Below are 18,541 nucleotides of genomic sequence, written 5' to 3' on the forward strand. Positions count from 1 at the left end.
CTCTGGGACCGTGATGTTTCGCGCGCGAAACACTTCAGGCCTGTGTCGCCAACCACGTTTTCAGCCGCGCGTGCAGATCATCGGTCATCCCGGTCAGTGTCAGGGACTTACCATTGGCAGAGCGGGTCAGGGTGACCGATCCAATCGTTTCGCCGGAACTAGTTGGCGCATCAGAACCCTTATTTAGAGCCTGTTTTTTACCAACCCCAACCTGCGATAGGCGGCTCAGCAATGCCGTTTCAGCCTCAGCCGTATCCGGTTGTGCCTTATCCAGCTCCCTGGCAATGCGCGCACCCAATGCAGGATTTTCTTTCAGTGCTTTCGAAAGGCTCAGCCCAAGCCGTTCCGGGATCGCTGCCGCAAAACGCAGATGGTTGTCCAATGCGTGATAAATGACAATGAACGAACCGATCTTGGATCGTTTCGCTCGACTGACCGATGCGAACAACCTTCGCAACGCTAAGGCCTCATCCGGATAGACCCCCTGCTCTGCTGCACGGGCCGCGATCCGGGCCCGTTCGTAATAGGACAGCCCGACGCGGATCTCATTTTCTTCGACCATCGCCAGATAGGCGTCTGAGGCGCTCTCGGGCCGTCTGAGCAACGCTTGTACCGTGGCAAAGCGCTCTTCTCCTGTTTCCGCGTGGAGAGCCTTCAGCGCGGTCAGGCGGCGCCAGCCGGAAATCAGGCCGAACCGCCCCTCGGCCAGCTTCACCACTTCGATCGGAGTCTGCTGGCCACGCGCACGCAGGCTTTCGACCAGAGCAGCCATCTCATCCCCGTCCACCAGAATGCGGTCACGTACCAGATGGGTTTCCTCAATTGCGTCCAGAGGCACCTGCTGCACCAATCGGCCCTCCGCACGGGCGGAGCGAATTTCGGTGCTCAGATCATCCACCGCAGCCTGTAAGGCCGTATCTCCAGCGACCTGCGCAATCGGTGGAGCCGATTGAACCGTTGGAAACATGGAATTTGTCTCGGGTGCTGCGCCCGTGGCACCAGCAGGCAGAAAATCGGTACGAGCCGGGGTTAGCCGTTTGCGTTTTGCCATCTCAGGTTTCTCCTTGTCCGGCTGTCATAGACTCTGTTGCGCGCCGTTCGGTTACCACTGCGTGCGGTCTTCCGAGCGACCCAGACGGAAGACAGACATGTTTCGCGTGCGAAACATTACACGGGCAGGGCAGGGGTCTCATGGCACGGGTTCCGGCTGCTGTTCGGCCTGCGAGGCCAGTTCCTCGCGCCGCCAGACGCCCACAACCAGCCGTTTGAAGGCCGCATAGGTTTCGTCAAAGGTCTCGCGCCCCCGTGCATAGGTTTCACGGTTGAAATCCCGGTAGTCGGCCTCATAGATACCGTTCACCTGCTCACCCGCCTGACCGATCAGCGCCGTGAATTCCTGCCGGTGGGGCGACAGAGCGCTACCCAGATACGATTGCATCAGCCCCGCCAGTTCGGCCTGCTGAGTGCCGTCATACCGGGTGATCACCGTACGCACCGCATCCCATTCAAAGGCCATCTCTTCGCGCCCCAATGCACGCGCGGCCATGTTTTCCCCTTCTTCGATTGACTGAAAGGTGGAATGCAGCATGTCGAAGAACCGACCCGTGGAATCAAATTCCAGAAACGAGGCACCCATGGGCACCAGCAGAATATCCGCCGCCGACAAGCCATTGATCGTCAGATACCCAAGCGCGGGCGGGGTATCGATGAAGATCAGGTCATAGTCGTTAAGGATGCCATCCGCCTCAAGCGTCTCGGTCAAGGCGTCCCACAGTTTCCAGCCGCGCGCCTGCATCCGCCAGACAGGGATCTGGAATTCGGCCCAGTACAGGTTCAGCTGCGCTCCGATCAGGTCGATATTGGGCCAGTGGGTTTTCTGGATCAGACCATCGGCACGGGTTTCCAATGCCTCCATCAGCGTGTCGTCGATGGGGTGGGGGGCTTCTCCGCGATCCAGCCGACCCTGGTTTTCCCGCCGCAGATATGCGGCGTAGTGACGGGCCAGCAGGGGGAATACAGTTTGCCATTCGTCGGTGACCTTACCGCCAAAGATCGATGTCATCGAGCCCTGACTATCCAGGTCGATCACAAGCACTTTGTAGCCATCCAGCGCCGCTGACATGGCCAGATGGGCACAAGTCGACGTCTTGCCCACGCCGCCTTTGAAATTGGCGACCGAAACCAACTTGGCGGGGACCCCCTCGGGACGATAGGGGCGGTATTCTTTCGCCTTCGATCCCTCTGAAGCAAAATGGGCTCTCAGCCGCAGCACCTCATCCAGTGTGAACCATTTGGCGCCACCTTCGGTTTCGGACCGGCCCTGCGGCAAATCTGGGTTAGCACGCAGCACCCGGCGGAAGTGAGGAGCTGCAACCGGGATCAGATAGCGAGTGATTTCCCAGGTCGAAAACAGACGAAGCTGCCGCGCCTCGCCATCCTCCAAGCCTCGGCTGGACAGGTCTTCGCGACCAAGCGAGCAAGCGCTGGCGATCGCCGAAAAACTGGCTGTTGTAGAAGGTTCGCCCAGTTCGGAAAGCGCTGTATCGGGATCAATATTGAAATACGGCGGAAGCCTGTCTTTCGATGATGTGGCCATGTTTGTTCTGCTCGATGTGCTGTCTTTTTCTCAGTGTAGCACAAAACACAGCATGCGGAAGAACTTTGAACATCCAGCTTCAATTTTCTAAGAAATACAAGGGGCTACAACCATGCTAACTGGGGCTTCAGATTGTCAGCTCAAAATTTTTTTAGTTAGAATATGGTTATATATTAGTTACAGGCTTCGATGCTGTCACTTAAAGCTTTGAAAACCAACAACTCTGAGAGCTTTTTTCGAGGCTTGGTGAATCTGATCCCACGATAAAGCGACTCTGATCCCACGTTGGACCGACTCTGATCCCACGATCCGATGCTTTACCCGACCTGTGGATAACTCTAGGGTGAGCGTCAATAAAACCACGATAAAAGATTCGGGTAGATCAGGGGCAGAAACATGGGCTGGAGCGCTTCAGTTCTGATTGATTTTTCATGAGCAGCGATGTGATTGCCGGGGCAGGGGGGCTGCTGCCGGAACGGCATCCAACGGCTGATTTTTTTGTGTGCGACATCTTCGATGCGTTGCCCAAGACCGACATGGGATCAATGGAGCACCCGATGTTCTCGCTGTCCACCCGGCCCGATCGGCGCATCCTGAACTACGAGCACAACGGGGTGGAAATCACTGTCACGCCTTCGGTGCGGGGGCTGGCGACGATCCATGACAAGGATATTCTGATCTTTTGCATCAGCCAGCTGATGGCGGCGATAAATGCCGGAAAACAGGTCAGCCGGGTGCTCCATCTGAAGGCGCATGATTTGCTGGTGGCCACCAACCGCGAAACATCGGGGGATGGCTACAAACGGCTGCGCGAGGCGTTCGAGCGTCTGGCCGGCACCCGCATCACCACCAACATGGTGACTGGCGGGGTCGAGACGACCACGGGCTTCGGTCTGATCGAAAGTTGGGAGATCGTGCGCCACACGCGGGCAGGGCGGATGGTCAGTGTTTCGGTGAAACTGTCGGATTGGCTATTCCGGGCGGTGCTGGCGAAATCGGTCCTGACGCTGAGCCGCGATTACTTCCGCCTGCGCAAACCGCTTGAGCGGCGCATCTATGAACTGGCCCGCAAACATTGCGGCCGTCAGCCGGACTGGCGGGTCTCGGTCGAGACGCTGCTCAAAAAATCGGGGTCGGCTTCCCCGCGCCGGGTGTTTCGCAAGATGCTGCGCGACATGATCGCCGCAGACCATCTGCCCGACTACGTGTTAACCGAAGAACCGGGCGATATCATCCGCGTGTCGCGTCGCGCTGTGGTAATCGAGACAGGCGACGGCCTGCCCCTGAAACCCGAAACCCTTGAAGCCGCGCGCGCTTTGGCGCCTGGCTGGGATGTCTACGCGCTGGAGGCCGAATGGCAGGGATTTTGGGCCAGCTCCGGTCGCAAGGCGCTGCGCAGCCCGGACAAGGCGTTTCTAGGCTGGATCAAAAAGCGGGTGGGGTAGACAACAAGTAGGTGGGCTTTACGCAACATTTGTATCCCCACGATTGAGAATCGGGTGCTCCGAAACCCTCTCTCAAATGTGCACAATGGCACATTTTTCCTTAAATTGTTCACAAACCTTTAAAAAGAGCAGTCATAACATCTTAATGAATCCTTAATCTTATAGGTAAGCCTCTCTGAAATGTGGTTTTTTTGTGTCGATTTGCGAAGTATTGTTAGCACGCCAAAGTCGTTTCTGTTAGAATTAGGTGGAAAAAATTACACAGATTAACAAGTTTTTGAGGGGTTCCGATGAATAGAGTTCTCGCAATTGCGTCTCTTGTCATGACAATGGCCGCAGGTGCTCAAGCCGCTACCGTGAACCTCTGGCACGGCGTGGATCTTAACGATATTAACAGCCCGGAAGGCACTGCCACATTCCACGTTGATGGAGTTCAGGGCCACGTTACCGCCGGTAATAATCGTAGTTCTACTCCTAAAATTTCCGTAGCCTGGGACGGTATTGGGGTGAAATCGGGTTATTTTAACAACCCGGATTTGGACGGCAAATATAATGAATGGTTAGAGTTCTCGTTTGAAAAGGCGGTCCGTTTGATCTCGGTCACGTTTGCGTCTGTCGATCACAACGACGATTGGGACGTCTATGTAGATAATTCACAAATCGCAGATGACAGTTCGCAGAATCCTTTCAAATTCTACGGAAAGATTGCTTCGTCCTTCCGGATTCTTGCTGACCACGCTTACTGTTTAGGTTATTGCGGTGACAACTTTGTCATTAAGAAGTTCGAATTCGAGCATGCACCGGCACCTGTGCCGCTGCCCGCAACCGGCCTTCTGCTGATCGGTGGACTGGCAGGACTTGGCTTCATGCGTCGGCGTAAGCAGCAATCAGTCTGAACGCAATAACAGCACAGTTCGAAGCGGTGGCAACCTGCCACCGTTTTTTTTGGTTAAAGTGGGTTTTGCTGCGCTACCAAAGCGTAGAAACAGGGGCTTTCCTGTATGTCATTTCAGGCAGGTGTAATGGTGTGAAAATTTGTAACACAGGCACCTTATCCTGCCATGTTGTCAAAGCTTGAACTTATGTAGCCGCGCAATTCCTGATTTGTCCTTCTATTCCGGTTGATGGCGTATTTTTCGAAGGCCTTATCAGGGGTTCTGTTATCGAGGTATTTGCACCTCGTTTGTGAATCTACCGGGCTTCACCTTGAATTCCGATAATATTGATTATGTTAAAAATTGAGATTATACTTACACTACCGTAAATTGAACCACTACCGACTGGCGTCGGTAGGATCGGCGATATGGTTTTCGAGATATTGCAAGACAATGTCCTCCGTGATTGCGCCGTTTGTGGTAGGAAATAGGCCCTGCCCCAGAACCGGCGCTCCCAATAGTGCCTACGCGGCGCGGGGAATTTCTTTTGGACTTCGTGTGACGAACGGCCCTTCATCTTGCGCACTAGATAGAAGACCGCGATCTTCGGCGGCACCGGCATGAAGATGTGCACGCGGTCGCTCGACAAAACCTCGCGTATGATGTCGATCTCGATCTCGCGAAAGACTTGGCGGATGATGTCACGCACCCGCAGTGTTTGCCGGTGTCATGCTGGAAGTCGGAGGTTTTTCTCCAATGCGTGGAGAAAAAAACGGACCGGAAACATTGTGATTTCCGGCCCGTTTGAGATGCGTCTGCTTTGTGTACCTCTTATACTATGAGGTCCACGTCCTGAGGTGTGTATACTTGGTCAAAGATAGCAACATCCGAGATTGTGCCGTCAAAGGCATATGTCACTGCATCATCGCCGGTGTCACTGGCCCAACCAAGTCCACCGACCTGCAGATACTCAGCATTGTCGGTCCAATCCATGGTCAGGGCTTGGGTTCCGAGTAGCTCATCGTTCAGATACACACCGACTTGACCCTCTTCGAAATAGGCGGTGACTTTGTATTCTTGGTTCGCTTTGATGTTACCAGCCTTGAAGATGGCATCCTTTTCGCCGTCCTGGAAACGGACGTATAGGGTTCCCTTGTGAATCCAGGCCGAGAAATGGTCGCCACCACCTTCGTATTGGGACGCGTCTTTCGACATAAGCCCCTGACGCCCACTGACGCTGTCGGCATTAAAGCTGAAGGAAATGGTGCCTTCGCTGAGTTCGTAAGCCGACGTATGTTCGACATTGACTATATCTTTGGTGAACCCAAAAAATTCGTTGTCACCGTCCATACTGAAGACCGAGTCTGCATAAGCAGGCGGCACATCCACGGTTGGTGATTCCTGATCATTGCCGGTCGAAGGTCCTTCTCCGGCCATGATTGCATCCATCTCGCCAGGGGTTTTCAGTCCTTCGACAAACACAACATCCGAGATAGTTCCATCAAAGGTATGTTTGAACCCAGCCTCACCTGCATCAGAAGCCCAGCCATTGCCGCCGATCTGCAGGTATTCGCTATTCTGCGACCAGTCCATATCTGTAGAGGTTGCCCCGGCAATAGATCCGTTCAGCCAAACGGTTGCCCCGCCTTCGCCAACTGCTACTTGTACGTCATAATCGGTGTTGGCTTTGACACCGTTGATCTGGATTGTTTCACTGCTCTCACCGTCTTGGAAGCGAATGTAGAGGCTTCCTTGTTTGATGTAGCTTGTGAAATGATGGCCATCGCCAACAGCGTCCTTGGAGACCAGTCCTTTCGTCTGTGACACTGTGTCTGCATTGAACGAAAACGCGAGCGTTCCAGACGATACTTCCAAGTCTTTGGAGTGGGCAACTTCCAACACATCTCCAGACTTAGAAACTTCCAAGTCGCCAGTCATCGCAAACACAGCGCCATCAACTGGTTCAATTGCAGCACCGTTGTTGGCATCGCCAGATCCATCCGAAGTTCCGCTGTCCGGCTCCGAAGTTCCGCTGTCCGGATCCGGGGTGGGTTCGGGGGTCGGGTACGGGTTTGCATCGCTACCGGAGCCGCCTGTTCCGGAAAGCAGTTCGTTCAGCCGGTTGATAGCGCCGTGGGTTTCAGCAAGGCTGCCTTCGACCGGGCGCAAATCCTCAAGCGTGATACCTTTGGAGGTATGCGCATTCACGAACAAGTCGGAGTAATGGAAGTCCTCGTTGGGTTCCTTGTGCTGCGTCACGATATTGGTGCCGGAAAGCTGGCCATTTTTGACAGAGTAAATGTTGTACTCTTTGGTCACGTCGCCCGAGGCCGAAATCGTCGTTACTGGTTTGCTATCGTTCAGCGCATTAATCAGCGTATTATAACGGATGACAATATTTTCACCACCTTCGTGGACGGAGATCCCGTTACCCATCGTGGTATAGATGATGTTATCCTCAATCTGCAGGTTGTTGTGCCCGCCCTTGCCGCCGAAGAAAATGCCCTGCATGTCAAAGCGGTTCTGCAGAAGCAACACGTTGCCGGTAATCTCCAGGTTACTCGACGCCCCGCCCTGAAACTGCATGAAGTCCGCATGCGTATCATCTTCTGGGTAGAAATGGGTTGGGCCGGTATTGTTTTTGATCAGGCCTCCATCCACGCTGGAAAATTTAAACCCGTCGGAGCCGAGATAGTTGAGTGTGTTTTCAACAAGCGCAAAATCTTTTGTGCCGTAGTTGCCAATACCAACGGCCACATGGTGGATGTCGTTGTTTTCAATGTTTATGTTATGGCTGCCGTCCCGAACCTCGATTCCAAAACTCACGTCGAAGATCGGAGTTCCGGGCGATGTGATGGGGCCGTTGATTTCCGAATTGAGAACGTCGATATGGTGACTGTCGTTGATGCCAATCACCTGCCCGCCAGAGCTCTTGGAAGCATGAATACCATCGAAGCGCAGGTAGCTGGAGTTTGCGATTTCAATCCCAGAGAAGTTCGCGCCTTGGTTCCCATCGGCAGAGGCGATGGTGACGTAGTCGCTGAAGTTCATACCACTCAGATCGATCGACCCGTAGTTGCCGGATTTTAGCAGAATTGTTTCACCACCCGACGCATTTTTTAGTGCCGAGAGCAATTCCGTTTTATTTGATACGTAAACTTCTGTCATGTTAGTTTCCCGTTTTCCTGATTGAAGCTGCCATCCCCAAGCAAGGTCTCCAGCGCTGAGTGGGCGCGTATAAGAATTTCCTTGCAGCTTTCAGGCCGCCTGTATTCCGTTACATCGGTTCAGTCACACAGAAACACGCCCAAAAACATGTAATGCCGATGGGCGAACCACTCAGTAAGTAGGTAAGATGATCGAGGGCACGGCCTACCTCTCAGGCCGATTCCTGTTCCTCTGATACTGCTCTCACCCCCAATGCTCACTTTTTCGCATAGCAATAGGACAAAACTGCGGCAATTCAGGTTCGATTTAGTGCAAGGATTTAGGCGGCGAGTTGCCCACGGCTACGCTATGGGAAGAGTTTTTCTGCCAATTTTCCGTGTGGCTGGCATCTGTGATCCAATTGAATGTATGATTTCTAAGGGAACTTGGATTTTTTGTGCAGAACAAATTCATTAATTTTAGGCGGGGAATTTATATGCTATGCAAGCTAACAGGAGTTTTCGAAATACCGCTGGTTGAGACATATTTAGATATGAGTTGAAGTTCACATGTTTCGTGACCCGAAGATACCAAACCTGTTCGTGATCGGTGTTCCAAAAGCTGGCACAACTTCGGTGTTGCGTTGGCTGGGTGACCATCCACAGATAGGCAGGAGTTACGAAAATGAGTTGCGGTTCCTCATGGACGCAGACGATCCGCTGTGCCGTAAGGACGGGTACACAACTGAGGGCCTTGCCGGGTATTCGCGCTTCTTCAGGTATGATTTAGATCAGGAACAGATCAAGTATCTTCTCGATGTCTCGCCACAATATTACTATCAAAAAACCGCACAATCTGTAATTGCAGGTATTCCGGACAGTAAGGTTATCTTTATCCTGCGCCGACCATCGGCTCGAATCTATTCACTCTATAACTACGCTATAAACAATAAGGTCGCTCTCGACGCGGATATGCAATTTTCTGATTTCGTTGGTGAAATCAGGCGGGCTGAAAAGTCTGACGTGCTGCGCAACAGGCCAATGCTGCAATATGCAATCGATCATAGCAGGTACGAGAACTATGTACGGCAGTGGCAATCGATCGTTGGCCCAGAGCGTCTCAATGTGTATCTTTTTGAGGATATTGTCACTGATCCGGCCGCCTCGTTGTGCAATATAGTACGCACGCTTGGGCTGGATGCGTCATTCTACGATAATTATAGCTTTCCAGTTCAGAATGAAAGTTTTGCCCTCCGGCATCGCGGCCTTCATAAACTGCTGCACCGATCCCGAAAAAAACTTCCCGGCTGGGTCCGTCGGTCTCTGAAACCAGCCTACCTTTATTTCAATACCCGCAAGCCAGTCCGGAAAATGTCACCAAATGACCGACTGCTTTTGTCTGAACTGGATGCGGAATTCCAAGAATCCGAAATGAACCTCGCGAGAGTTTTGGGTCGCTCCAAACCGCTCTGGCCGCAAACCGGCGAATCCAGTCAGTGATGCTCTGCAGTGGCTGAAAGTGTGAGTAAGAGACGGGTATTGAGCTATTTGGGTGATCTGTTTTCCGAGGATTGCTCATTCAGAGCGAAAGCTTGCGCGATTTGGTTTGATCACCAGCAAAATTTCCCTGGTTTGTAGAAAATAGCCGTTATTGCCAGTCCGAAGTGCTGCGATAAAAGGGAATATCAAAGAGCTCCAGCATGCGGCGTGCTAAATTCCGCGTTTCCTCAGGGAGATCGGTTCTCCATGCATCAATCCGAGAACCGACTATGCGCGAAGTAGAGTAGCTACCCTTTGCATCTTTGGAGGTAGTGGCCAAGATACGAGCCTCCACGTCTTCATTCCATCCTAAATTTAAAGCGCTATATATCTTTTTCATCTCCTCTACAGGGGTAAGCGCTATATTTTCATAGTGTACCAAATGCCAGTCTCGGTGACGTGCCTTCGCATCCAGATACACACGGGTACGGATAGCCCATGCCACGATTGAAGCATCCACGACCGAATTTACGTGGCTCAATGCACTCGAAATCATATCATTATATTTGCTCATGAGGATAGGATTGCCGGCCAGCAGTCCGAGCCGTGTCACTTCACTTGGACCCTGATGCAATTTTCTGACGGATTCCACGTAGGCACCGGGATGACGCATTATCACGAGAACTTCTGGAAACCATGTTTTGTAGACCCACTCCGTTGAAGCAAAGGATGCGACTTCCTTCACAATAATTCTGGGGGATTTCGTTGCCCGGCTGGGGTAATCGGTCAGTGAAAATCCACAGCCGCGCCAAAAGTGACCGCGGAAAGCTCGGGAGAGTGTACGTTCAAAAAAAATATCTTGGCCATTTTCAGGCACGATTTTAGACCAAACCTGTTCGCTGGAATCGGGATCCATACCATTTCGGCGCGGATGACAAGGTTCACGATAATAAAGAACGTTGGGGGCAAACCCCAGCATTTCCCCAATCCATGAAGTTCCTGAACGGCCATTCCCGGTGACAAAAACGGGGCGACCCGCCACGGGTGGGAGGGTTAAATTTCCCAGCGCATAAGGAATATCGGAAATTTTCTGTCTTAGAGTAAACATGACCTTTCCACTCACTATGTATCCAATCGGTTCGATGTGTTGATCAGCCCTGTCTGAACGCAGTTCGATTGCCAGCGATGTACCTGCCCCGCAAATATCGCAAATATGCCAGGGAGTACTTATGCAATCTTTGTTTTTGAATGAGAGAACCTCTTGGAAAGAAGCAGGGTTTCAGATTTCCCGGGAGGCGAAACTGCAAGCGCCATTTATCACGGCCATCACCTGTGGATCGTTCATCAAGCCCTTCGCTGCATCCTGATGCATTTCCGGCGATGGATAGTATAGGTTTTCTGACCAGGGCTTGCTGGCAAGATCTGGTCGGTCATTCGCCGGATTGACTGTGATCCGGTTGTGCGTGAACCGGCTGAATAGCGGTTGAGGACTACCGGCTGACGTGATGACTTCGGTATATGCGGCGACTTCTGGCCTGAGTTGTGCCAGCATCTTCGGCGTAACCATATGAGGAAACTCTCCGAATAATTGCGAGTGAGTTGCATATCGTTCCTGATAGCCGGGCGTGCGTTTTGAAAACCATAGCAGGAAAATGGGCACTTCGATTCGGGCGATGAGATCAAGGCTGGATTTAACCCATGCATCCCGAAGATTCTTCACGATGGAACGGGCACGGGGTTGGGCAACCAGATTGGCTAACTTGCGCCGCACTCGAAATGGTAGCGGTAAGTTGCGGATTGCATCTGGGCCGCGCAGCATTTCGGCAAACGCCGCGCCCGCGCCCATGCACCGCCCTCCGCGGCGAAGCCGGACATATTCCAAGCCATCGCATTCATAGAGCATGTTGCTTTGACTGCGTGCCGACATGACCTGCATGATTACGAAACGTGCACGATTCAGATACGGCAGTAACCTGTCCTGCTTGAGGAAAAACTCGGGTCCGGCCCCGCCATAACCCAAGTTCAGAGCCGGCAGTCCGATCTCTCGCGCCACCAAATCAGGATAAGTCTCTTCGCAGAAACACCCCAATGTCTGCGCGGCACCGATACAGGCAAAATATTCGCCTCCATTAAATACCGCATCCGGAAAAGGACCTCGGAATTGCAACCCTGTTTCCGGCAGTACACCCATATGGTAGTCGACGACCTCGTAGTCTCGGGCTTGATATCCTGATAGGTGAATATTCTGCTGCTCTTGCGTTTTTAAAGGCAATGTCTGATCGGTTCCCCTGAGTGAATCCACTGAATTTTAATAGCGCGATGCTTGAAGCTAGCAGGTGAGATGATGAGGGCGCAACGGCGAAGGTTGCCAGATCACCGCCTGTCGAGAGCGAAGGCCTTGAAAGCCCAGTAGGTTCACTTCTTAGCGATTATGTTGAGCCCAAAACTCTTTCACTATTCAGATCTTCCCCACATGTGCTGCTGTCAGGAAGCCATGGAACTTTACGCTGCAAAAGTTCTGACAATAATTCCCAGTCTTTAAAAAAGAGAGGCTCGATTTCGACACGCTGGGCCGGATCAAGCGGTGGTACAGGCTTGCTGTTCCAACGATTAAGCCGCCGCATGACAGGCAACGTGAAATTTCGGAGTGGCCGAGATAAAAGCTTTTGCCGAAAGCTACTCGGCCAGTTGAGTTGACGGTCCAGCCAGAGGTTGCGTGGCAGGACGCTGACCATACCGCGGCGGCTCATGTCTGGGGTGAAATCGGGATCTACGCCGATATGCCGATAGATATCGTATATGACTGCCTGCGGGTTGGTTGTGAAATCATCATAAAAATGCACTTGTATCTGATCGCGCGGGAACAGATCGAACCAGCGCTTCAGTTGCGGTCCGTACTGGCTGAGTCGCCTATAGTGCCAGTCCCAGCCCCAACCGGCAGCCACGCGCTTGTCTTCAGCGTCCAGCGCAGCTCGCAGCTCAAGCGGTTCAAGCTGCTTCTGACGGTTCATGTTGTAATGCGAATAAAGGCGAGCAACCGGTTCGCGTAAAATGGCGATGATGCGTGTGTCGGGCTGCATGTTGTGCACTCGGACCGGGGCATCGGGGAAATACAGGTAGCGCACCGATCCTTCACCCACGGCCTGGATCGCACCAGCCCCGTCAAACATCGCGGTGTAGTCAGCCAGATCGCTGCGAGACCAATTATAAAGCATCTGCCGCAGAATATGGGGCGGGGCCGGGCCGACCGGATTGTTCTGCTGCCCAGACAGGGCAAAAAAATTAGGCTCTTTTGAAGTTGGGACAAAAACGTCTGGATGTTGAGCCAGATAGGAGACCAGCGAGGTGGTGCCGCTTTTAGCCGCGCCAATCACAAGAAAATTGGGCAACGTCATGTCGGTGCTCCCAGCAGGGAATTGCAGACCGCAATGGCAGCAGCCTCCCAAGAATAGCCTGCCGAAACGGTTTCGAAACCCTTCTGCCCAAGGCTGGACCGAAATTCCGGGTCCTTAGTCAGCCGCAGGATAGCCGAAACAAATTCGGCGTCACTCTCTGCTATTAGGATGTTTTCCTTATGCCGGGCGGCGATCCCCTCGGCACCCTTGGCAGTGCTGACAATCGGGCATCCCGCGGCAAAAGCTTCGAGAATCTTAAGTCGGGTGCCGCTGCCGATCGTTATGGGCATGACTGCAATGCTTTGTTGCGCGAGATAGGGCAGGATGCTGTCAACCGCACCGGTGACCGTAACGGCCGGATCCCTGGCAGCAACCCGTTGCATTGCCGATGTTGGGTCGCGCCCTACAATCGCCAATTGTAAATCGGTTCCAGCTTGCCGTAGAGACGGCAAAATACTCTCCATCAACCTCAGTGCCGCAATTTCATTGGGCTCATAAGAATAGCTGCCAATATAGACCAACAATGGCGGTGCCGCGGTATCGGTGGCATTCCGTGTCTGCCGGACCGCCGCGTAGGCCTCTACATTGATTGCGTTGGGCACGACCACCACCGGGTTCTTCGGTCGGTAGAGTTGCTCTATCAGTTGCGCATCTACATCGCTGCAAGCCCAGACGTAAGTCGCGCTGTTCACAGCCGCAGCCTCGGCCTGCCGCAACTTTGTGTTGAACATGTACTGACGAAGCGCGGCCAGCCCCGGTTTGCGCGTTGCGTTAGTGTCGCCGATATCGGACCACAGCCGCGCTTCGACATTATGTGCATCGAACACGGTGCGAATCCCGGCGGCGCGCAAGGGGTTCACATAGGCGGACAACGATATCTCTTCGACAAGTGCAAGATCATAGTTTTCCGAAGAAAGGGTTCGGAGCCGCCTATTCAGGGCTGCATCGGTATAGCGGAGAACTTTGTGATATGGTCCGGGCATTAGCCAGCGACCGGGGATGCGAAAGGTTGGTGGGGGCGCGTATTGTCCGATCTCAGTAGTGCCGCGAACCGGTTCGGTGTCAGGAAAATTACCGGATGGATCGACTGTGATCACGTCAACTGGCCCCAGCCTTGCAAGTGCGGCCATGTTTTGTGTGTTGCGCAGTGCGGCGCCGCCATCCAAACGACCCGAACCCCACCGGCTGATAACAAGACTGCGCATTACACTACCCGTCTAAATTGTCGCAGGCGGCCAGCCCTTGCCGCATAATACGCGGATGGTCCGAACATGCGATTATGGTATTTTCACATGTGATATTTCCAATGCTTCGGCAAAAAATCCAGACAAGACTTGTCTCTGAGACGCTTTTGCAGAGATGTGATAACCTGAGACACACATGTGTCAGAACCCTATCTTACGCCGCACCGTCTTCACAGCCCTCGCGGCCAGCGCCCGATCTTCGGAATTCAGGCAGCCCGCGCAAAGCACCGTCACATAGACAATGGCCGAGACGATGCACCCGATGCCGAACCGAACCCAAGAGTTGACCTCAACGATTTCCGAAAACGCCCAGCAACCTCCGAGCGCCGCCAGAAACGGAACCAGTCCCGGCAGAAGGGTTTTTTTCAAGAACACCACCTGCGAACCCTTCACAAGCCGTAGTCCCATCGGCCAGATCAGCACCAATTGCACCAGAATGAACCCGCCGGACAACCCATAGGCCGCTCCTATCGCCCCCATGCCGAGCTCGACGATGAAGACATACATGCCAATGAGTGCGGCTATCGATAGCGCCACTGAGGTGATGTTGTAAGCCCTGATCCGACCGATCGCATAGGCGATCTGATAGAACATCGCACTTGCCCAGTTGAACGGGTACAGCAGAAACAGCGTGATCATCACCGGTGCAGCCAGCGCATAGGTGGAGCCCACATAAAGCTCAATCAATTGTGCGGCGTAGATGATGAATGGCGGGGTCAGAAATAGCGCGCCCCAAAGGTAATAGCGTCCACCCCGATAGTAGAATGCCTGCATTGGACCCTCACCTTCGGTGGCGAAGATTGTTGTCAGCTCCGGTGTTGCCGGGCCGCCTGCAGCCTGTATCAGCCTGCGGATTTGCTGATTGGGCAGATTTCCAAGGTGGAATGAAGCGACATCAAGTGCTGTAGAATACCGGTTCAGAAACAATGCAGGCGCTGCCCGTTGGGCAAACTGATTGAAACCCTGTACCGATGTCCAGAGCGAGAACCCCAGAATCCGCCTCACTGTTGCCAAGGACACATGAGACCGGCGAAACCGCGCGGCCGGAAGAATGCGCCATGTATAACCTATGCGAACGCTGATATTGGCAAGCGTGGCAGCGCTGGCGGCCACCGTGACCCACAGTGCCTGGGTGCTGACACCCAAAAGCAAGATGAAAAGCAGTGCGACCCTGAGCCCCTCGGTACCGAGGTTGACAAGGTTCAGCACCACAAAACGCATCTTCACATAAAGTCCGGCGCACAAAGGTGTGGTGAAGATGCCCAAAGCCAATGCCAGGATCAGCAGCGCGAACATAATCCGCGCCTCCCAGACATATTCGGGGGCGACGTTGATCACCTGATCAATCCGCCAGACCACAACCATTCCGGCCGCGCAAAGCGCCAGCGCGACAGTGCCAAGAACCGGCAGCATCGAAGAGACAATGCGCGTTACTTCGTCATCATCTCCGCGGGCGTCAGCTTCGACCATGAAACGGGAAAGCCCGCGCGTGAAAATGATCCTGAAAAACTCTGCAAAGATCATGAGAGATGCCAATACCGGGATCAGCGCGTACTCTTCAGGTGATATACGGCGCAGCAGATACTGATTGACCCAAACAAGCCCAGTGATCGAAATCAGAATGGTCAAAACCGAACTTGCGGCATTGACCACAAACCGCGCGGCCGGACGTTGGCGGCTCTTTCCTGAACTCATCGCGACCGCCTGTTCTCTGGTTGTTGGGTTCGCTTAATATCGATTTTGATATCGGTTCGGGCGACGGGTCTCAATGTCGCCCAGGCACTTGGCTATGTAGAATTTCACACAACGTGACAGGAAAAGCGCAACGCCCCAACCGTCGACGCAATTGGCCTGAACAATACCATGGAATCAGGTTAAAATACTGCTTCTGCTATTCAAGATTTTTATTGTTCGGGGGCCTTCCTGCAATGGATGCTATTAGGAGTATTCGAGTTTGTACAAAGACACTTGGCAATATGGCCCTACCCGGCAGGTCGGCGGGCAAGGTCTATGCCATTGGGTTTAACAAGACCGGGACGACTTCTTTGCATGATATATTCACGGACCTAGGCTATCACTCATTTCACGGGACGATCTGGCGACGTACCCGGTTCCCTCTGATCCATTTCTTCTACGATGCGTTCTGCGATGGGGTGCCGGATGATTTTCGCAGGCTTGACCGTTTGTTTCCGGACTCCAAGTTTATCCTTCAGGTACGCAATCTGGATGAATGGATCGACAGCAGGTTGGAGCACATAAATCGCCTGCCGCGAAAAGATGGTCGCGGGCGGAGCGCCGATTGGACAGCAACCGACGACTCGGTAAAATCCTGGGTTCAAAAGCGCGAAGTCTACCACGCGGATGTGCTCCGCTATTTCGCCAAACGGCCCGACGATTTCCTGCTGGTCAATTATATCCGTGATCAGGATGCTGCGACACGCATCGCCGCATTTCTGGGTAGGCCAGCTCTGGCAGAAAAGCCGCATTCAAACAAAAACCCGAACGCAACCGGGCGAACCTTGCGCAACTCCGACACCATTGTGCGCTGCCTGAATGCCATGGGAATTCCGGAATCCGAGTGGCGCAATGATCTTCTTTGCCCTTCGCTTGGAGGTGCATCGCATAACCTGCCAAGCGACACTGCAGCGATGTAAGCGGCTATAATTTCAACGCGCCTGATTCAGGAGTGATCTGAAAAACGCTTCCGCTGCCTTGCCGGCAGATTCGGGTGCAAACTGTGACAAGTCCGGTAAACCTGATTGTGCGGTGCTGTAAAATTCGAGCGTGTCAGGCGTGAGATCCTCATCGTAAAGGCGCATCCAGCCCGGATCCAGTACTTCATTCAGGGCGCTTGCGAATGGAGTTGCGGGTGTCAGCACCGGTCGTGCCGCCGAAAGCGCATGTATGATCGAGCCCGAATGCAGATATGTTCGTAGTGGCGCCACAACGACGTCGCAGACACCGAGTGCGGTGCGAAACTCCTCAGCGGGCAGGTCCTTGAGTCGCAGTGTGATCCGCGGGTCACCAGCTGCTGCTTTTTCAAGCTGATTTGCCAGTTCCTGACTACTGGGACGGCCTGCAATATAAAGACGCAAATCAGGGTCGCTGGTCGCGGTGAAAACGGTGGCCAAATTTTCGACCCCTTTGTAGGGTCGAATTTGCCCGCAATACCCCATGACCCGGATATTCGGTCCCCAGCCAAGTGCAGCGCGGGCCGCGCTTCTTGCTCCGGCATCCAGCACCGCGTCTGAATAGGCCGGATGCCAGATGTGGGCGGCTGGTTTATCAGCCATAGCCGGAATCGCGGACCGCACTGTGTCGATAGTACCCGGTGACAGGGTTAAAAACCCATCCACCCTCTGCCCCAGTGCCGAAATGAACGGTTTCCAGGTCATACGTGGAAGGGTGCGGGCATCGTGAGGAAAGGTATTGTGGACCAGCCAGACCACTTTGGTCGCGCGTCTTCGTCGGCCGATATTGGCGATCAGCCGTGTCATCTTTGACAGGACTTGCCAGCGCGAACTGCTTTCCCAAAAGACCCTCTCGGCCCAGTGTAACAGCAGGATGTCAGCCTCGGCCTCGGCGACATCTTCAACATGTTTGCAGCTTTTGACAGAGATGTCGTTTGCCGCAAGACCATCAAGGAAGATTGTAATGAATGCGTTGTGTGACGCCCCGTATCCGGGCCAGCTCGCAATCGTTAACTTGTTCATGTGCGCTCCATAACAGGATTGCAAGCGTGAAGTACCGCTACTATCAGTGCCGCCTTAACCAGATTGCGTGAGCCCGCTCTGAACCTCGGTTGAGAGCAGGCTACTGATGACAAAGTTTTGCGCGTGCTGGCTTTCCTGCGTCTCTGGTTAGATATTAAACGGGTCATCATCTACGGTAATGGTCACCAGAGCCTGATCGGTCTCATTGAGGTCATCAAAAATCTCATAGATGAATTGATCCCAGTCAAAGAAATCAGGATCCGGCGTATAGGTGAATGTCCCGTCGGAATTCAACACCAGCGTACCATTGTCGACGTCGTCAACCGGCGTTGTGTTCACGGTCAGCGGATCGCCGTCCGGGTCACTGTCCACACCGTTGCCGTTATCGACCAAAACATTACCGTTTAGAAGCCCAGCCTCGCTAACCGAGAACGCATCATCTGCAGCGGTGGGTGGTGTGTTGTTGGGGTCTGAGATGTATTTGGTTTGCAGGAAGTCCTCGACCTGCTGACGTTCGGTCTCATCCAGCGCACGGTCGTAGATCAGCACGGCGGCGATGTTCATCTCGCCCTCGGCGGCCCCCTTGATATGGGCCCCCAGCACCAGCTTGGTCAGGGTGGTGTTGAACGTATGCGTGTCAGTGTCGAT

General features: G+C 53.5%; 14 protein-coding genes and 1 pseudogene. 4 read left to right on the forward strand and 11 right to left on the reverse strand.

Annotated elements, in window-relative coordinates; genetic code table 11:
* Positions 1-34 precede the first annotated feature (34 nt).
* Positions 35-1,051: a ParB/RepB/Spo0J family partition protein gene (locus tag AC2FJF_RS22100; RefSeq protein WP_496727224.1), complete on the reverse strand. Its 1,017-nt coding sequence runs from the start codon at positions 1,049-1,051 to the stop codon at positions 35-37.
* Positions 1,052-1,189: 138 nt separating this feature from the next.
* Positions 1,190-2,596 carry an AAA family ATPase gene (locus AC2FJF_RS22105; RefSeq protein ID WP_496727225.1) on the reverse strand — a complete coding sequence of 469 codons (1,407 nt, stop codon included), beginning with the start codon at positions 2,594-2,596 and terminating at the stop codon, positions 1,190-1,192.
* Positions 2,597-3,027: 431 nt separating this feature from the next.
* Between AC2FJF_RS22105 and AC2FJF_RS22110 the strand changes: the two genes are divergently transcribed.
* Both AC2FJF_RS22110 and AC2FJF_RS22115 read left to right on the forward strand, forming a co-directional pair.
* Positions 3,028-4,041, forward strand: a complete 1,014-nt coding sequence (locus AC2FJF_RS22110; RefSeq protein ID WP_496727226.1) for a replication initiator protein A — start codon at positions 3,028-3,030, stop codon at positions 4,039-4,041.
* A 290-nt stretch (positions 4,042-4,331) separates the two neighbouring features.
* On the forward strand, positions 4,332-4,937 hold the full coding sequence (locus AC2FJF_RS22115; protein WP_496727227.1) for a VPLPA-CTERM sorting domain-containing protein: 606 nt from the start codon (positions 4,332-4,334) through the stop codon (positions 4,935-4,937).
* A gap of 377 nt (positions 4,938-5,314) precedes the next feature.
* Here AC2FJF_RS22115 and tnpA read toward each other — a convergent pair.
* A pseudogene (tnpA, locus tag AC2FJF_RS22120) lies at positions 5,315-5,631 on the reverse strand (IS200/IS605 family transposase); the annotation flags it as partial.
* A gap of 116 nt (positions 5,632-5,747) precedes the next feature.
* The gene (locus AC2FJF_RS22125; RefSeq protein ID WP_496727228.1) at positions 5,748-8,084 is read right to left on the reverse strand and encodes a LamG-like jellyroll fold domain-containing protein; all 2,337 of its coding nucleotides are present in this window, start codon (positions 8,082-8,084) and stop codon (positions 5,748-5,750) included.
* Between the two features lie 548 nt (positions 8,085-8,632).
* Between AC2FJF_RS22125 and AC2FJF_RS22130 the strand changes: the two genes are divergently transcribed.
* On the forward strand, positions 8,633-9,562 hold the full coding sequence (locus tag AC2FJF_RS22130; protein WP_496727229.1) for a sulfotransferase family protein: 930 nt from the start codon (positions 8,633-8,635) through the stop codon (positions 9,560-9,562).
* 148 nt (positions 9,563-9,710) lie between these two features.
* Here the strand turns inward: AC2FJF_RS22130 and AC2FJF_RS22135 are convergent, their stop codons facing one another.
* The 5 genes from AC2FJF_RS22135 to AC2FJF_RS22155 form a co-directional block, all read right to left on the reverse strand.
* A complete protein-coding gene (locus AC2FJF_RS22135; protein WP_496727230.1) occupies positions 9,711-10,649 on the reverse strand; it encodes a sulfotransferase in 939 nt (312 codons plus the stop codon).
* 171 nt (positions 10,650-10,820) lie between these two features.
* Positions 10,821-11,843: a DUF6473 family protein gene (locus AC2FJF_RS22140; RefSeq protein WP_496727231.1), complete on the reverse strand. Its 1,023-nt coding sequence runs from the start codon at positions 11,841-11,843 to the stop codon at positions 10,821-10,823.
* Between the two features lie 127 nt (positions 11,844-11,970).
* Positions 11,971-12,936 carry a sulfotransferase family protein gene (locus AC2FJF_RS22145; RefSeq protein ID WP_496727233.1) on the reverse strand — a complete coding sequence of 322 codons (966 nt, stop codon included), beginning with the start codon at positions 12,934-12,936 and terminating at the stop codon, positions 11,971-11,973.
* Positions 12,933-14,141, reverse strand: coding sequence for a glycosyltransferase family 4 protein (locus AC2FJF_RS22150; protein ID WP_496727234.1), 1,209 nt, complete (start codon positions 14,139-14,141; stop codon positions 12,933-12,935). The genes AC2FJF_RS22145 and AC2FJF_RS22150 overlap by 4 nt, the downstream gene beginning before the upstream one ends.
* 180 nt (positions 14,142-14,321) lie before the next feature.
* Positions 14,322-15,875 carry a lipopolysaccharide biosynthesis protein gene (locus AC2FJF_RS22155; protein ID WP_496727235.1) on the reverse strand — a complete coding sequence of 518 codons (1,554 nt, stop codon included), beginning with the start codon at positions 15,873-15,875 and terminating at the stop codon, positions 14,322-14,324.
* A gap of 350 nt (positions 15,876-16,225) precedes the next feature.
* On the opposite strand from AC2FJF_RS22155, the gene AC2FJF_RS22160 reads away from it, so the two are divergent.
* Entirely contained in the window at positions 16,226-16,834 is a 609-nt protein-coding gene (locus tag AC2FJF_RS22160; RefSeq protein WP_496727236.1) for a sulfotransferase, read from the forward strand.
* 12 nt (positions 16,835-16,846) lie between these two features.
* Here AC2FJF_RS22160 and AC2FJF_RS22165 read toward each other — a convergent pair whose 3' ends face one another.
* Both AC2FJF_RS22165 and AC2FJF_RS22170 read right to left on the reverse strand, forming a co-directional pair.
* Positions 16,847-17,893: a glycosyltransferase gene (locus AC2FJF_RS22165; protein WP_496727237.1), complete on the reverse strand. Its 1,047-nt coding sequence runs from the start codon at positions 17,891-17,893 to the stop codon at positions 16,847-16,849.
* A gap of 147 nt (positions 17,894-18,040) precedes the next feature.
* The coding region (locus AC2FJF_RS22170) for an Ig-like domain-containing protein (protein ID WP_496727238.1) at positions 18,041-18,541 on the reverse strand (501 nt) is incomplete at its 5' end.

The organism is Ruegeria sp. CDSB013, from assembly GCF_059611165.1.

Bases quoted from the DNA above. Each gene is read 5' to 3' on its own strand.
- AC2FJF_RS22100 (WP_496727224.1), bottom strand. From the start codon at position 1,051: ATGGCAAAACGCAAACGGCTAACCCCGGCTCGTACCGATTTTCTGCCT.
- AC2FJF_RS22105 (WP_496727225.1), bottom strand. From the start codon at position 2,596: ATGGCCACATCATCGAAAGACAGGCTTCCGCCGTATTTCAATATTGAT.
- AC2FJF_RS22110 (WP_496727226.1), top strand. From the start codon at position 3,028: ATGAGCAGCGATGTGATTGCCGGGGCAGGGGGGCTGCTGCCGGAACGG.
- AC2FJF_RS22115 (WP_496727227.1), top strand. From the start codon at position 4,332: ATGAATAGAGTTCTCGCAATTGCGTCTCTTGTCATGACAATGGCCGCA.
- AC2FJF_RS22125 (WP_496727228.1), bottom strand. From the start codon at position 8,084: ATGACAGAAGTTTACGTATCAAATAAAACGGAATTGCTCTCGGCACTA.
- AC2FJF_RS22130 (WP_496727229.1), top strand. From the start codon at position 8,633: ATGTTTCGTGACCCGAAGATACCAAACCTGTTCGTGATCGGTGTTCCA.
- AC2FJF_RS22135 (WP_496727230.1), bottom strand. From the start codon at position 10,649: ATGTTTACTCTAAGACAGAAAATTTCCGATATTCCTTATGCGCTGGGA.
- AC2FJF_RS22145 (WP_496727233.1), bottom strand. From the start codon at position 12,936: ATGACGTTGCCCAATTTTCTTGTGATTGGCGCGGCTAAAAGCGGCACC.
- AC2FJF_RS22150 (WP_496727234.1), bottom strand. From the start codon at position 14,141: ATGCGCAGTCTTGTTATCAGCCGGTGGGGTTCGGGTCGTTTGGATGGC.
- AC2FJF_RS22155 (WP_496727235.1), bottom strand. From the start codon at position 15,875: ATGAGTTCAGGAAAGAGCCGCCAACGTCCGGCCGCGCGGTTTGTGGTC.
- AC2FJF_RS22165 (WP_496727237.1), bottom strand. From the start codon at position 17,893: ATGAACAAGTTAACGATTGCGAGCTGGCCCGGATACGGGGCGTCACAC.